Raw genomic sequence first — 15,125 nt, 5'->3', positions numbered from 1 at the left:
GCTTGCTTAATCAACTTTCTTTTCGAACAAAATTGTTCCTGCCGCTTGTTTTTGTCTGTTCAGTTTTTACCCTTGTCTTAGCCATGTCGTATCAAACCTTTGAACGTCAGGTCGCCTCCACAAACATTCTTAACAATGTCATTGATCCTGCCATTTCAGACTTTGATGATGCATACAGGGATCTCTATCAAGTCATGTCTTCGGTACAGGGGCTCATTGCCGTCGGCGTAACCTCTGAAAACATCAATAAGCAAAGCGCAATCTTTGAAGATGATTCCAGCAAAGCGTTGCCTCGTTTGCGACAAATGCAGTCGCTGATTGATGAAGGCTTATTGCCGCTAAGTCAGCAATCTAAACTCAACGGATTGTTATCTCGTTCAGAGCGCTGGATTAATGATGTTTCCGTGATGTTTGATGATCCGGCGAATGCTGAAGCTTACTTCAATAACAACCACGATAAGATAGATCGCGATTTCGCACTTATTCGCGATGATATCGTGTCCACGTTGGACGCTGCTCGCGATGCCGCTACCGTCATTTCTGATGAGTTAACAGCATCAACTATTCTTGCTGAGCGCATCATTGTTGGCGGTACGCTCACCGCGCTGCTGCTGGCTCTTGCAGGTGGCGCTTTGTTAGCGAAACTTCTGTTGCAACCGATCAGAGAAATGGGCGATGCCCTGAATGATATCGCCTCGGGTGGCGGTGATTTAACGCAGCGTTTAACGGTACGCTCTGACGATGAAATTGGCCAGTTGGGGCATTCCTTCAACCTGTTCGTCGACAAAATCCACACCAGCATTAAAGGTGTTGTTGATGCCGCAAATCACCTACGCCTTCAAACGGAACACATTGAATCAGCGATCAAAAGCAGCGTGTCTGACTCAGAGGGCCAGCAACGTGAGAGTGATTTGATTGCAACGGCGGTTCAGGAAATGAGTGCGAGCAGCATGCAGGTAAGCCAAAACGCGGGTGATGCCGCCAATGCCACGAAGAGTGCAACGAAAGAAGTGAGCTCGGCACAAAACAGCATCGCTGATACCGTGGGGGCGATGTCAGGCCTGCGTACGCGTATCGACCAATCTCAAGACATGATTACTGCGTTGAACAAAGATGTAGAGCGTATCGCGTCAATCATTGGCGTTATTCGTGGTATTGCAGAGCAAACCAACTTGTTGGCATTGAATGCGGCCATTGAGGCGGCGCGTGCGGGTGAACAAGGCAGAGGTTTCGCGGTGGTTGCGGATGAAGTGCGTGTATTAGCCAATAAGACGCAGCAAAGCACAGAAGAAATCCAAGACATGATTGCGCGTTTAGAAGAAGGGACGCAAAAAGCGGTCTCGTCGATGAACGAAAGCACAGATGCGAGCAATGAAACCGTTGTGCGTGTTCAGCAAACCTCTGAATACCTCGATGGGGTGTCCAATATGATCATTACCATCAATGACATGAACACCCAGATAGCAGCAGCTTCATCGCAGCAGAATACGGTCTCGGAAGAAATTAACCGAAATATTCACGGTATTGTGGAGAACGGTGCAAGCATTTTCCAAAACCTTGGCAGCGTTGACAATGCCTGTCAGGAATTGGCAGCGAAGAGCCGTCAGCTTGATCAAGTGGTGGGTGGTTTCCGCGTGTAGCGTGGAAGTGGGTAACCTATTCGACATAAAAAACGCCTCTGCTAGAGGCGTTTTTTTCGTTTGGCTAAACGTGTAACCGTCGTGGCAGTGCTTATAGCGTGAAACGTTTTACCAAGGTGTCAAGCGCATTGGAAAGCTCACGCAATTCAGCACTGGCGCGCGCCATGTGTTCGGCGGTGTCTGCGGTGTTTTGGGTGGTTTCGTTAATGTCTTCGATGTTGCGGTTGATGTCAGCCACCACGGTGGATTGTTCTTCGGTTGCGGTCGCGACTTGCGTGTTGATGTCTGAAATCAGCACAATCTGATCGTTGATCTGCGCCAAAGCGGCAGAGGCATTTTCAGATGCATTTGCGCCTTCAGCGGTGAGGGATTGACTGGTTTCCATCGCGTCGACGGCGTTCTGTGCTTCCTGTTGCAGCTTGTCGATCATGGTTTGGATCTCATTGGTCGACTCCGCAGTGCGGCTAGCAAGGCTGCGCACTTCATCGGCAACAACGGCAAAGCCTCTCCCTTGCTCACCCGCGCGCGCAGCTTCAATGGCTGCGTTTAACGCCAGCAGGTTTGTCTGCTCTGACACACCGCGGATCACATCCAAAATACCGCCAATATGCTGGGTATTATCGGCAAGGTTGCGGATGATCTCCGCCATACTGTTCATGTCTGTCGCAAGTTGATTAATGGTGCGGTGGGCGGATGCCACCACGTCTTGCCCAACTGCGGTTTCGCTGGCTGCATGGTTTGCAGAATCTGCTGCGTGCGCCGCATTGCCAGCAATCTCGTTCACCGTCGCCCCCATTTGATTAATGGCCGCAACCACTTGCAGGGTTCTGTCGCGTTGAGAAAGGCTATTGTCCTGCGTTGTTTTCGCATGCTCGGCAACGGAATTCGCTGAATGATTGAGAGAATCGCTGGTGGCCGCAACGTCAGTCACGACACTGTGGATCTTGCTGACAAAGCCGTTAAAGCCTTTGGCAAGTTGACCGATTTCATCCTGGCTGGATGCATCAAGACGCTGACGAAGATCGCCTTCGCCTTCACCGAGATCGTGGAATACTCTCGCAAGATCAGAAATAGGACGGGTGATGGTTGAGGCAAGAAACACGGCGCCAACTGCAAACAGCGCACAAACAATGATGGAGATAATGATGAGCTGCTGTGCGGTACTCGTGAGTTCGTCATACACCTCACCTGATGGCACTTCAGCGATGACAAACCAGTTCAAAGACGGAATGTAGCTAGAGGCCAGCAACACATCACGTTCTTTGGTTTTGGTGAATACTAAGTTGAAATCACGTTGATTTAACAGGGATTGGATATTTCCTTGATACATCTGTGAGAGGTTAGTGCCACCCATGTGTTGCGCGTTTCGATGGAGTTGGACCTTTCCATCTGGCGACACCATGTAAACAAAGCCGCTTTGTTCAATTTTAAACTGGTTGAGAAACTGCACCATGTTGTCCATTGAACGTGATAAGCCCGCAAGCGTCGCACCGTTAAGATCTTGGTAGTTCACGAAAAGCTTCAGGTCACCGTTGTCTTCTCGATAAACACTGGTTGTGCGGGCTTTTCCGCTATTCACGAGTTTGAAAAACCAGGAACTGTCTTCAGGCTTTAATTGGCGTAGAAAACCGTCTTGGTTCCAGTAATCGCCCGTTTTACGGTTCGCCAATGAAGCGTCCGTGAGTTGGTATTGTCGTTTCAATGCAACAAGGGTTTCGACGATTTCTTGCTTGTTTTGAGCCGCTGTATTTTCTGTGACGGCAGCAATCGTGAGTGGATTGTTTGCTAATTGTTCTGCTGCTGAGGTAAGTTGTTGAACAGATTGTTCTACTTCATTTCGGATGTTTGAGAGCAGAATAGGAAGTTCATTGTCGAGTAAGCGGTGTTCAACCATTGCGTGTGCTTTGGTCAAGCTTTGATAACTGATGATGGCCGTGGAAGCGATAACGGCGGTGATCATCGCCATGATGAGCTTTTGTTTAATGGTTAACTGCATGGGTTTTGTACTTCTTCCGTTGCGCCGCTGATTGTTGCGGATGTGACTTTTGCGCTTAAAACATCAAATTTGCAAGGCAGCAGAAATGTTAAAAAGGCTTATTACAGGCAGGTTGGTAACTGCAGTACTGGTTGTGTCGGCAGTCGTGTCTAGTTCTTTAGTGATAGCACAAGAAAAGTCTTCACGACCAACCGTTGGGCTGGTGCTTGGCGGTGGTGGGGCGAAAGGCGCTGCCCATGTTGGTGTGCTTAAGGCGCTGGAAGACATGAAGATTCCTGTTGATTACATCGCAGGAACCAGCATGGGCGCTTATGTGGGTGGTCTGTATGCCGCAGGGATGAGCGCGGGCGAAATTGAAGCTATGATGGAATCCATTGATTGGAATGCGGGGTATCAAGATCGCGTTTATCGTGGTGATCGTCGTGTAAGAGAAAAAGCGCACGAAGACAAATACAACATTTCCACCAACCTCGGATTTGATTTCAAAAGCCTCAAAACACCGCAAGGGATCGTGCAAGGTCAAAACATGATCCGCATTCTTCGTGATTCCACGGGGAACATGCCAGCCTTTTCTACCTTCGATAACCTTGTGATCCCTTTCCGCGCCGTCGCAACGGATATCGAGCAACTGGTGCCTGTGGTGATTGGTGACGGTCAGCTGACTGAAGCCATGCTTGCCAGTATGTCTGTGCCTGGCGCGCTGCCCCCTGTTGAGCTAAACGGTGCATTTTTGGTTGATGGTGGTGCCGTTAACAATATGCCTGTTGATGTTGCTAAGGCATTGGGTGCTGATGTGGTGATTGCTGTTGATATCAGTACCGATTACAGCCCAGCAGAAGAGCTTGGGTCATATCTTTCGGTGATGAACCAGTTGGTGAATTTCATGGTGCGTAACAGTACTCGCCAACAGATTGCCAATATGTCGGAGCATGATGTGTTGCTGACCCCGGATGTGGGTGACATGGAAACCACAGAGTTTGATCGCATGCCGGAAGCGTTTGATGAAGGTTATTCCATTACGCTCCAGTCAAAAGACCAACTGGAAAGCTTGATGCTGACATCAGGCGAATACCAAGACTACATCGAGAAAAAGCAGCTTCGCCGCCGCACCTTACGCTACGGTGACCAGATGGCGGTAGACCGCATTATCCTCAACAACGACACCAGCTTTGCTGATGAGGTGTTAGAGAAACGCCTCGCGCTTGAACCTGGGCAGATGGATTCCAAACTGCTTGAGCAGTCAGTACAAAACCTCTATGCATTAGATCGCTTTGAAACCGTCCGTTACCACCTCGAAAGCATTGGTAAAGAAACCGTGCTGGTGGTGGATGTGAAAGAGAAAAGCTGGGGGCCAAACTTCATCGATTTTCGCTTTGCTATTGAAGATAACTTCGATTCTCAAACCGACATGTCGGTGGGGCTAAGCATTAATACCACGGGCATTTCTGATTACGGTGCAGAACTTCGAACAACCATTGAAGGTGGTAATGACCGCCTTGTGCAGTCGGAACTGTACCTGCCATATACCGCCGACCAACAATTCTTCACCACCATTCGCGGCGCGTATGAGGTGAGAGATCGTGTGAGCTTTGGCGGCGAGCCGACCATTGAAAATTCGGGTATCCGCGCCAATGTCCGACGAAGTGAATGGCAGGGTGAAATCTCTTTTGGATGGCAACCTCAATTGTGGAGTGAGTTTAAAGTTGGCTATCAGTACGTAGATGGGCATGAAGACTTTCTTGGTAAATTCAATGAAACGGCTTACACGCGAAGTATTCCGTATGTCTCTGTGACGTTAGATACCTTGGATAACCATGTTTTCCCAAGTTCAGGTAGCTTCTTTGAAACCTCTTTTGGTTTTAATAGAGACACCGCGATGAATGAAACGGGCGGGGCGACATCTGAAGAGCAGAAAACCCACTCGACACAGTTTGATATCGAAGCGCTGCATGCGTCGAGTTGGGGGAAACACACGGTGTATGGCAAATTACGCTATGGCGAATTGCACCATGAAATTGATGGTTTCGTTATCGCCCCGAAAGAGTTAGGTGGGTTCTTGAACCTCTCTGGTGTGCCAAAGAATTCATTGTCAGGTAACAACTTGGCCTTTGGTGCTATGGTGTATCGTTACCGATTGCTTGATAACGATTTTGGCCTGTTCCAATCGCCTGTTTATCTCGGCGCATCATTGGAATACGGCGGAGTGTGGAATGACCCAGATTTTTCACTCAAAAATGTGCCGTTTTATGCAGCGGGAAGTATATTTGCTGGGATCGACTCCCCGTTGGGGCCTATTATCGCTGCGTATGGTCGAACGGAAGGTGACCATGACTCAGTGTATCTAATTGTCGGATCGCCTTTTTAAAATGTTAACCAGACGCGGTCACAGGCCGCATCTTGTTAATGAAGTTGATGTTTCATTCCATGGCCGTAATTTAAAATTTGGTTAAAAAGTGATAACATAGCCGCCTCGTCATGCAGGGCACACTGGAAGATAACGCATCCCTACACGTCATCTTGTGCCCGCACGCTGAGCTTTATTCCAAGGATGTCTGGCCGTAATGGTTGGACCGCAATATGAGGAAACACGTCGTGCTTGAAGCCTATCGTAAACACGTCGAAGAACGTGCTGCTCAGGGGATTGTCCCTAAACCACTTGACGCGGAACAAACCGCCAGTCTTGTTGAACTGCTCAAGAACCCGCCTGCTGGTGAAGAAGAAATCCTGATTGATTTGCTAGAAAACCGCATCCCACCAGGTGTTGATGAAGCTGCATACGTTAAAGCTTGTTTTTTGGCCGCGGTTGCCAACGGCGAAGCGAACTCTCCACTGGTTAGCAAAGAGAAAGCGGTCGAATTGCTAGGCACCATGCAAGGTGGCTACAACATCGAATCATTGATTGGTTTGTTGGAAGATGACGCGCTTGCACCTATCGCGGCAAAAGCACTGTCTCATACACTGTTGATGTTTGATTCTTTCTACGATGTGGAAGAAAAAGCGAAAGCGGGCAACAAGCACGCGAAGCAAATCATGCAGTCTTGGGCCGATGCCGAGTGGTTCCTGTCTAAGCCAAACGTGCCAGAAAAAGTCACGCTCACTGTATTTAAAGTCACTGGTGAAACCAATACTGATGACTTGTCACCAGCACCTGATGCATGGTCTCGCCCTGATATTCCTCTGCACGCCTTGGCGATGTTGAAGAATGCTCGCGATGGTATTGAACCAGACCAACCGGGTGTGGTTGGCTCTATCAAACAGCTTGAAGCGCTAAAAGAAAAAGGCCATCAGCTTGTTTATGTCGGCGACGTTGTGGGTACAGGTTCTTCTCGTAAGTCTGCAACTAACTCCGTGCTTTGGTTCATGGGCGATGACATCCCTAACGTACCGAACAAGCGTGCAGGCGGTTACTGCCTAGGTGGAAAAATTGCACCTATCTTCTTCAACACCATGGAAGATGCGGGCGCGCTGCCAATCGAATTGGACGTGTCTAAGCTGGGTATGGGCGATGTTATCGACGTTTACCCATTCAAAGGTGAAGTGCGCAGCAACGCATCAGACGAAGTGCTGTCTACTTTCTCTCTGAAAACTGACGTGCTTTACGATGAAGTACGCGCAGGTGGCCGTATTCCATTGATCATCGGTCGTGGTTTGACGGATCGTGCACGTGAAGCGCTGGGCCTTGAGCCATCAGATGTTTTCCGTCGTCCACAAGCGGTTGCCGATTCAGGCAAAGGCTTTACGCTGGCTCAGAAAATGGTCGGTAAAGCATGTGGCGTTGAAGGTATCCGTCCGGGCACCTACTGTGAGCCTAAGATGACCACCGTTGGTTCTCAGGACACCACTGGCCCTATGACCCGTGATGAGCTGAAAGATCTTGCGTGTCTTGGCTTCTCAGCAGATTTGACGATGCAGTCTTTCTGTCACACGTCTGCGTACCCGAAACCTGTCGATGTTGTTACTCACCACACGCTACCTGATTTCATTCAGAACCGTGGCGGTGTTGCTCTTCGTCCGGGTGATGGTGTTATCCACTCATGGCTAAACCGCATGCTACTGCCTGATACCGTTGGTACTGGTGGTGACTCGCACACCCGTTTCCCACTGGGTATTTCGTTCCCTGCAGGTTCTGGTCTGGTTGCGTTTGCGGCAGCAACAGGCGTGATGCCGTTGGACATGCCAGAATCTATTTTGGTGCGCTTTAAAGGTGAAATGCAGCCGGGTATCACGCTACGTGACCTTGTACATGCCATCCCTTACTACGGCATCAAGCAAGGTCTTCTGACCGTTGAGAAAGCGGGTAAGATCAACGCATTCTCTGGCCGTGTTCTTGAAATCGAAGGTGTTGAACACCTGACGGTTGAGCAAGCGTTCGAACTGTCAGATGCCTCTGCAGAGCGTTCTGCTGCCGGTTGTACCGTTAAGCTGTCTCAAGAGTCAGTGTCTGAGTACTTGAACTCTAACATCGTGATGTTGAAGTGGATGATCAGCGAAGGCTACGGCGATCGTCGTACCATCGAGCGTCGTATTTCAGCGATGGAAGCGTGGTTGGCAAACCCAGAACTGATGGAAGCTGACAAAGACGCTGAGTACGCAGAAGTGATCGAAATCGATCTGGCCGACATTAAAGAGCCAATTCTGTGTGCACCAAATGACCCTGATGATGCACGTCTGCTTTCTGACGTTGCTGGCGACAAGGTTGATGAAGTCTTCATCGGTAGCTGTATGACCAACATTGGTCACTTCCGTGCGGCAGGTAAACTGCTCGACAAGTTCGGCGGTACACTTGAGACACGTCTGTGGGTTGCACCTCCAACGAAAATGGACCGCGATCAGCTAACGGAAGAAGGCTACTACGGTATCTTCGGCCGCGCAGGTGTCCGTATCGAAACGCCAGGGTGTTCACTGTGTATGGGTAACCAAGCGCGTGTGGCTGATAAAGCGACCGTACTGTCAACCTCTACCCGTAACTTCCCGAACCGTCTAGGTACAGGTGCGAACGTTTACCTGTCTTCTGCAGAACTGGCATCTGTCGGCGCGATCCTCGGTCGTATCCCAACGGTTGAAGAGTACTTAGAGTTTGCGAAACAAATCGATGCGACAGCAGCCGATACGTATCGCTACCTGAACTTCCACCGCATGGACCAGTACACCAAGAAAGCGGACGATGTGATCATCCAAGCTGCGGTTTAAGCCTTAGAAGCGAGTCTCGAGAATTGAGTTTCGAGAATTGAGTTTCGAGAATTGAGTTTCGAGATAAGAGCTTGAAAGATGAGAAAGCCTCCAAATTTGGAGGCTTTTTGTTTTTGGAGCAAGGTGCGAGTTTCGAGGACGCGAGGTTAGAGTGTAGTGCTTTTTTCTAGTGACTCGACACTCGTTTTCTCGTATCTAGAGACCTAGCTTAATCGTTCTCGCTACGTTCTGGGCAGTCAGTTCAACGTTCTCTTTCGCGTTCGCGAGCGCATCTTCCAAGGTACACGCGCCGGATACCACGCTAAACAACACATCAATGCCGTGGTCATACACGACGACGCTGTCTTGGGTAATACTGCCTGCGATACCAATAACCGGAAGACCAAATGATTTCGCGCAACGCGCCACACCGATAGGGGTTTTGCCGTGAATGGTTTGACTGTCGATACGGCCTTCACCGGTGATCACCAAATCAGCATCTTTCAGGTGTTCAGAGAGATTCACCGCATCCATGACGATATCGATACCCGGACGTAAATCCGCATCAAACAGACCCAATAGCGCTGCGCCCATGCCACCTGCAGCACCTGCGCCTGCACGGTCTTTCACATCACTGTTGAGCTGAGTCTTCATGATTTCAGCGTAATGTGCGAGGTTGCTGTCCAAGGTGCTCACCATCTCTGGTGTCGCGCCTTTTTGAGGGCCAAACACCGCAGATGCGCCTTTCTCACCACATAGTGGGTTATCCACGTCACACGCTACTTCGAGTTTAACGTGAGCAAGACGAGGATCGATGTCTGAGGTATCAAGGGTATGCAATGTGCTCAGTGCGCCGCCGCCAAATGCGATAGGGTTGCCCGCTTCATCCAGCAGTTTGACGCCCAATGCTTGCGCCATGCCTGCTCCGCCGTCGTTGGTTGCGCTGCCGCCAATGCCAACGATAAGGTGTTTCACGCCCAAATTCAGAGCCGCTTTTATAAGCTCACCGGTGCCGAAGCTGGTGGTGAGTAATGGATTGCGCGATGCCGTTGGAACAAGGTGCAAACCGGATGCTGCTGCCATTTCAATCACAGCGGTTTCGCCATCACCGAGTAGGCCAAAGAATCCTTCCACCGGAGTGCCTAATGGACCTGTCACCGTCACATCAACCCGTCGGCCACCGGTGGCATCAATCATGGATTGTACGGTGCCTTCACCGCCATCAGCCATTGGCAGTTTGACGTAGGTAGCATCTGGCATGATGTGTTTAAAGCCTGTTTCGATTGCGGTCGCAACGTCCATGGCAGACAAACTTTCTTTGTAAGAATCTGGAGCAATAATAATTTTCATTCGTCACGTCCTTATACAAGCAGGCCAAACACACCAAAGATCAGTGTAGAGATGAGTGCGATAACGAAACCAACCGCGGATTCGTAGGGAATAAGCTTCAAGCGTTCTTTCATGTCCATGTGAACTGCGCCGCCAGTTGCATGGAAGAAGCTGCCGTGTGGCATGTGGTCAAATACGGTTGCACCAGCATGGATCATCGCAGCGCCAGCAAGGGCTGGAACGCCAAGTTCAAGAATGGTGTTGGCGAACACGCTACTTGCAACAGCCGTACCTGCGGTGGTGGAAGCGGTCGCAAGCGACATCAACGCACCGGAGAACGGCGCCAATAGGTAAGACGGCAAGCCTGATGTGGTAAGCAGGTCAATCAAGCCGTTTTTCAGGCCAGAGTTAGCAATGATGCCCGCTAGCGTACCTGTACCGAGGAGCATGACCGCAACAGGCGCCATGCGATTCAAGCCGGAAACTGCGAAGTGATTGGTATCTTTACCACGGCGCATAGCAAGCGCACCCAGTAAGCCACCCAAAGGCAAGGCAATGAGCGGGTCGATATTGATACCCGCGATAGGGCGAAGTGCCAGCAATGAAATTGCGACTAATGGCGCGACCATGGCGGTAGCAAAAGAAGGCAGACGGCTCATGTCGACAGTCACCACTTCGTGGGCTTCAACTTTGCTGCCGCGATTTTTCAGTTTCAAGGCGATGAAGTATGCCGCCATCATGCCGCACAAACCGGGGATAACACCTGCAGCCATTACCGATGTTAATGGCACATTGAAGGCGTCTGCTGCCGCAATGGCGTTCGGGTTAGGTGACATCACGTTACCTGCCTTACCACCGCCTACCATGGCGAGCAAAATCGCCATTTTGGACAGGTCAGCACGACGCGCAATGGCGAGAGCAATCGGTGCAACGGTGATAACGGCAACATCCACGAACACGCCAACCGCGGTTAAGATCATGGTCGCGACAGCCAACGCTAGCAGGGCGCGTGTTTCCCCCACTTTTTTCACGATGGTTTCAGCAATGGTCGTTGCTGCGCCAGACTCAATCAACACGCCTGCAAGAATACCCGCCGCAAGAATACGAAGTACCGCAGTTACGATACCTTGTGCGCCGCCGATCATCAGGGTCACGGTATCTGTCAAAGACACGCCACCGACGATACCGCCGATGAGAGCGCCAATAATCATGCCGTAAGCTGGCGGGACTTTTCTTAAAATCAGTGTAATGGAGACAATCAGCGCCGCAAGCGCGCCCAGCGTGGATACTTCAGTCACTTCAAACTTCTCGGAGGAAACGAATACTGCTGGCACTTTACGCCGCAAGTGACAAAGAGGCTTTAGGCGGTTGACCAAAGATGATAGGCGAAGGACAGATCTATATTGTGCATGTGCACAAATTTAGGTTTCTTGCTGCCATTTAAGAAAGGATAAATACAGCTGCGTTTTATCTTCTAACTTGTTGATGTTTAATGATGTAATGTCGCTGATGCGTTGTAGTCTGTATCGCAGTGTATTTCTATGAATATGAAGGCTTTCGCACGTTTGAACCAAATCACAGTTCTGATCAAAAAAGGCGATGAGGGTTTTACGCAGTGTGCCCCTGCGGTCTTCTCTGGCCAGAATCCGCATCGGCTCGTGTAGCTGCTTGGTGCGCCAATCATCTTCAGGCATGGCACTGAGCAACACGGGCAAGGTGTGATCCTCAAAGAACATCACGTCTTTTTGATGTTGGCCTGCCGCTAACGTCGCGCTCGCTGTTTGGTAGGAGTTAGCTAAGCCATGTAGTGAAGGGAAATAGCCGCCATAGGCGATTTTGATGGTGAAGGCTTTTTGCTCTGAGACGCGTTTTAGCAAGCTGCGCAGCTTCTTTTGTTCAAGCTGACGAGACCATTCACCGTGTTCAATCGTAATGGGTTTAAGCACCACGATTTCATGGCGAGACACGGACGTGATACCCACAAGATTGTCGCGTTCTGGGTACTCAAGTAAGTGCACCATAGATTGCAAATGCTCAAGAGAAAGCGCATCGGCTTTGAGCGGCATCAGCTTGATGACAGCCGCAACCCTTGGCTGCTCTAAATCCAAATCTAAACGCTGAGCAATGGACATCAGTTGCTGCTCGTTGAGTTCAGATTCAGCAATCAACTGAAGCACAAGTTCTTCGCGATGGCGTTTGTCCCACTGCAGCTGCGAAATGAGCGCCGCTTGCTCAACAATCAGTTCCGCTGTCATCTTTACCAGTTCGCCATAACGTCGCACGTGGGAGGGTAGGCCTGAAATTCCCACCACACCAATGGCCTTGTTATTGAACATCACAGGTAAGTTAATGCCGGGCTTTACGCCTTTCAGAGAGTTTGATGTTGCTTCATCAATTTCAACAATTCGGTTCTCTGCCAGTGTCAATAATGCGCCTTCGTGCTTTTGATGCAGGCGACTGGGATCGCCAGATCCTATAATAAGGCCCTGCTCATCCATGACATTGACGGAGTGACCAATGATCTTCATGGTCCTTTCGACGATTTGACGGGCGATCATGGTATTGAGTTGCATTGAGTCTTTAGATCCTGAAAATGGGCGGACTTTAAATTATTTGCCAGGGCGCAGCGCGTCGCATCTTTTTATCTGGCAATGATGTGATATCGAGGATACCACGTGGATTACGAATTTCGACGCAATACTTTAGACGACAGTTTCCATGCTGAATTGTCCATGGGGCACGAGGCTTTAGGTCGTTGGCTGGTGGATGAACTTGGCACCGCTCATGCTGAAATAGACAACGTTTTGACGAATCTACAAGACGTGATGCAGCAGGGCGGAGAATGGAATCGTCCTGGCAAAGTGTTTCATCTTCAGCTCACTCAAGAAGAAGCACTTGTGCAAGCCAATGCGCTTTTAGAGGGCACGGATGAAGACATGCCAGAGCAAGACTTTCATGCCTACGAAGAAGAGAGTGTCTCGCTCTGTGGGCCTGAAGATTTGATGACGCTTCTTGAGGCGTGGCAAGACTTTATTCGTCGTTACGGTCGCTAAAAACTCTCCTTGTTTCATCCTGTTGCGGTGAAGGAATACCGCATGTCTAATTCTGCCTAAAATCTTTGTCTTATTTTCTGTACGCCACATCGTGGTGCGCTACGCTTTCCTTGCATGAAACCTGCTTAATAATAGTGAAAACGCGCACCATATTGGTGCGAACTATTTTTTTGATTTCCTGTCCATTTGACTCATGTTGTTGAATTTAATGAAAAATAAAACTTGGCACGTGAATTGTTATGTCTTTGTTCAAGAACATCTTATTTTTGGTTCAAGGAGACGGGAATGAAATTAATCAATGCGATTATCAAGCCATTTAAGCTCGATGACGTGCGTGAAGCACTAGCAGAAGTCGGCGTGGATGGGATGACAGTATCTGAAGTGAAAGGCTTTGGTCGTCAGAAGGGACACACTGAGCTATATCGCGGCGCAGAATACCAAGTGGACTTTCTGCCAAAAGTAAAACTAGAAATCGCGGCACACTCAGAAAACGTTGACGACATTATTGAAGCCATTAGCAAAGCGGCGCAGACCGGGAAGATTGGCGACGGAAAGATTTTTGTTTATGACCTCCAGCAAGCCGTGCGTATTCGTACAGGCGAGATGGATTCAGAAGCAATTTAAGGGATTAAAGGGAGTAATAGAGATGGAATTGACAACAACAGTGACAGAGTTGCGATACGCACTCGATACATTTTTCTTTTTAATGTCAGGCGCATTGGTGATGTGGATGGCAGCAGGTTTTGCCATGCTAGAGGCTGGCCTTGTTCGCTCTAAAAACACCACCGAGATCCTGACTAAAAACATTTGTTTGTACGCGATTGCCTGTACGACTTACCTTCTTGTTGGCTACAACATCATGTATGTCGATAACGCAGAAGCTGGCTGGCTGCCATCATTTGGTTTCCTCATCGGTACACAAGGCGAAGGCGCGGATCACTCTTTAGAATCTGACTTTTTCTTCCAAGTTGTCTTTGTTGCTACCGCGATGTCAGTGGTTTCAGGGGCGGTTGCTGAGCGTATGAAGCTATGGTCTTTCCTTGTGTTCTCTGTGGTTCTGACTGCGGTTATTTATCCTGTTGAAGGTTACTGGACATGGGGCGGCGGTTTCCTATCAGAGGCAGGCTTCAGCGACTTCGCCGGTTCAGGCATCGTCCACATGGCGGGTGCAGCAGCGGCGCTGGCGGGTGTGCTTCTACTGGGTGCACGTAAAGGTAAATACGGTAAGAACGGTCAAATCTACCCAATCCCTGGTTCAAACCTGCCACTCGCGACCTTGGGTACGTTTATCCTTTGGTTCGGTTGGTTCGGTTTCAACGGTGGTTCACAGCTGATGGTGTCAGACTTTGAAAACGCCACAGCGGTTGGTCAAATCTTCCTGAACACCAATGCGGCAGCAGCTGCGGGTGCCATCGTTGCGCTGGCTGTGTGTAAAGCAACCTGGGGTAAAGCTGACCTCACCATGGTATTGAACGGCGCGTTGGCAGGCTTGGTTGCTATTACTGCAGACCCATTGTCACCATCACCTGTCGCTGCGCTAGTGGTGGGTGGCCTATCAGGTGCGTTGGTTGTGATGAGCATCATCGGTTTGGATAAACTGAAGATTGATGATCCAGTGGGTGCGATTTCTGTACACGGTACCTGTGGTTTGTTCGGCCTATTGGCAGTGCCATTTAGCAACGCAGATGCAACGTTTGGTGCGCAGCTTCTTGGTGCGGCAGTTATCTTCGCTTGGGTATTCGGTGCAAGCCTCCTTGTATGGGGTGTACTGAAAGCCACTATGGGTATCCGCGTAGGCGAGGAAGAAGAGCTGGAAGGCATGGATTTCCACGACTGTGGTGTTGATGCTTACCCTGAGTTTGTGAGCGTGAAATAAACTAGACAAATAACAATGTAAGAAAGCCCCACATTCTCGCGATGTGGGGCTTTTTTGTTTGG

At 49.7% G+C, this 15,125-nt stretch carries 10 protein-coding genes; 6 read left to right on the top strand and 4 right to left on the bottom strand.

Going from position 1 to position 15,125, the window contains the following annotated elements:
• Window positions 1-83 precede the first annotated feature (83 nt).
• A complete protein-coding gene (locus EQP46_RS15005) occupies window positions 84-1,640 on the top strand; it encodes a methyl-accepting chemotaxis protein (RefSeq protein ID WP_240671743.1) in 1,557 nt (518 codons plus the stop codon).
• A 91-nt stretch (window positions 1,641-1,731) separates the two neighbouring features.
• Here the strand turns inward: EQP46_RS15005 and EQP46_RS15000 are convergent, their stop codons facing one another.
• Window positions 1,732-3,636: a methyl-accepting chemotaxis protein gene (locus EQP46_RS15000; protein WP_129494427.1), complete on the bottom strand. Its 1,905-nt coding sequence runs from the start codon at window positions 3,634-3,636 to the stop codon at window positions 1,732-1,734.
• An 85-nt stretch (window positions 3,637-3,721) separates the two neighbouring features.
• Here EQP46_RS15000 and EQP46_RS14995 point away from each other — a divergent pair, with 85 nt between their 5' ends.
• Together EQP46_RS14995 and acnB are read left to right on the top strand one after the other, a co-directional pair.
• Complete coding sequence (locus EQP46_RS14995; RefSeq protein WP_129494426.1) at window positions 3,722-6,001, top strand: patatin-like phospholipase family protein; 2,280 nt, start codon at window positions 3,722-3,724, stop codon at window positions 5,999-6,001.
• Between the two features lie 227 nt (window positions 6,002-6,228).
• Window positions 6,229-8,826: a bifunctional aconitate hydratase 2/2-methylisocitrate dehydratase gene (acnB, locus tag EQP46_RS14990; protein ID WP_129494535.1), complete on the top strand. Its 2,598-nt coding sequence runs from the start codon at window positions 6,229-6,231 to the stop codon at window positions 8,824-8,826.
• Between the two features lie 195 nt (window positions 8,827-9,021).
• On the opposite strand, the gene EQP46_RS14985 is transcribed toward acnB, so the two are convergent.
• From EQP46_RS14985 to EQP46_RS14975, 3 genes are all read right to left on the bottom strand, one after another.
• Entirely contained in the window at window positions 9,022-10,155 is a 1,134-nt protein-coding gene (locus EQP46_RS14985; RefSeq protein WP_129494425.1) for a glycerate kinase, read from the bottom strand.
• Between the two features lie 11 nt (window positions 10,156-10,166).
• Window positions 10,167-11,432, bottom strand: a complete 1,266-nt coding sequence (locus tag EQP46_RS14980; protein ID WP_129494424.1) for a GntP family permease — start codon at window positions 11,430-11,432, stop codon at window positions 10,167-10,169.
• A gap of 123 nt (window positions 11,433-11,555) precedes the next feature.
• On the bottom strand, window positions 11,556-12,707 hold the full coding sequence (locus EQP46_RS14975; protein WP_129494423.1) for a sugar diacid recognition domain-containing protein: 1,152 nt from the start codon (window positions 12,705-12,707) through the stop codon (window positions 11,556-11,558).
• Between the two features lie 102 nt (window positions 12,708-12,809).
• Between EQP46_RS14975 and EQP46_RS14970 the strand changes: the two genes are divergently transcribed.
• The 3 genes from EQP46_RS14970 to EQP46_RS14960 all read left to right on the top strand — a co-directional run bounded on the left by EQP46_RS14970 (window position 12,810) and on the right by EQP46_RS14960 (window position 15,063).
• Window positions 12,810-13,187, top strand: a complete 378-nt coding sequence (locus tag EQP46_RS14970; RefSeq protein WP_129494422.1) for a YacL family protein — start codon at window positions 12,810-12,812, stop codon at window positions 13,185-13,187.
• A 285-nt stretch (window positions 13,188-13,472) separates the two neighbouring features.
• Window positions 13,473-13,811 (top strand): P-II family nitrogen regulator, encoded by a 339-nt coding sequence (glnK, locus tag EQP46_RS14965; RefSeq protein WP_017008077.1) that lies wholly within the window; start codon window positions 13,473-13,475, stop codon window positions 13,809-13,811.
• A 22-nt stretch (window positions 13,812-13,833) separates the two neighbouring features.
• A complete protein-coding gene (locus EQP46_RS14960) occupies window positions 13,834-15,063 on the top strand; it encodes an ammonium transporter (RefSeq protein WP_129494421.1) in 1,230 nt (409 codons plus the stop codon).
• Window positions 15,064-15,125 lie beyond the last annotated feature (62 nt).

The sequence above is a fragment of the Enterovibrio baiacu genome, assembly GCF_004120195.1.
In the GTDB taxonomy this organism is placed as follows: domain Bacteria; phylum Pseudomonadota; class Gammaproteobacteria; order Enterobacterales; family Vibrionaceae; genus Enterovibrio; species Enterovibrio baiacui.
Note: the sequence above shows the minus strand (reverse complement) of the source record. Positions and strands in the feature narration are given on the sequence as shown.

What these genes read in the sequence shown, in the direction of transcription:
- EQP46_RS15005 (WP_240671743.1), top strand. Translation starts at nt 84, where the DNA reads ATGTCGTATCAAACCTTTGAACGTCAGGTCGCCTCCACAAACATTCTT.
- EQP46_RS15000 (WP_129494427.1), bottom strand. Translation starts at nt 3,636, where the DNA reads ATGCAGTTAACCATTAAACAAAAGCTCATCATGGCGATGATCACCGCC.
- EQP46_RS14995 (WP_129494426.1), top strand. Translation starts at nt 3,722, where the DNA reads ATGTTAAAAAGGCTTATTACAGGCAGGTTGGTAACTGCAGTACTGGTT.
- EQP46_RS14985 (WP_129494425.1), bottom strand. Translation starts at nt 10,155, where the DNA reads ATGAAAATTATTATTGCTCCAGATTCTTACAAAGAAAGTTTGTCTGCC.
- EQP46_RS14975 (WP_129494423.1), bottom strand. Translation starts at nt 12,707, where the DNA reads ATGCAACTCAATACCATGATCGCCCGTCAAATCGTCGAAAGGACCATG.
- glnK (WP_017008077.1), top strand. Translation starts at nt 13,473, where the DNA reads ATGAAATTAATCAATGCGATTATCAAGCCATTTAAGCTCGATGACGTG.
- EQP46_RS14960 (WP_129494421.1), top strand. Translation starts at nt 13,834, where the DNA reads ATGGAATTGACAACAACAGTGACAGAGTTGCGATACGCACTCGATACA.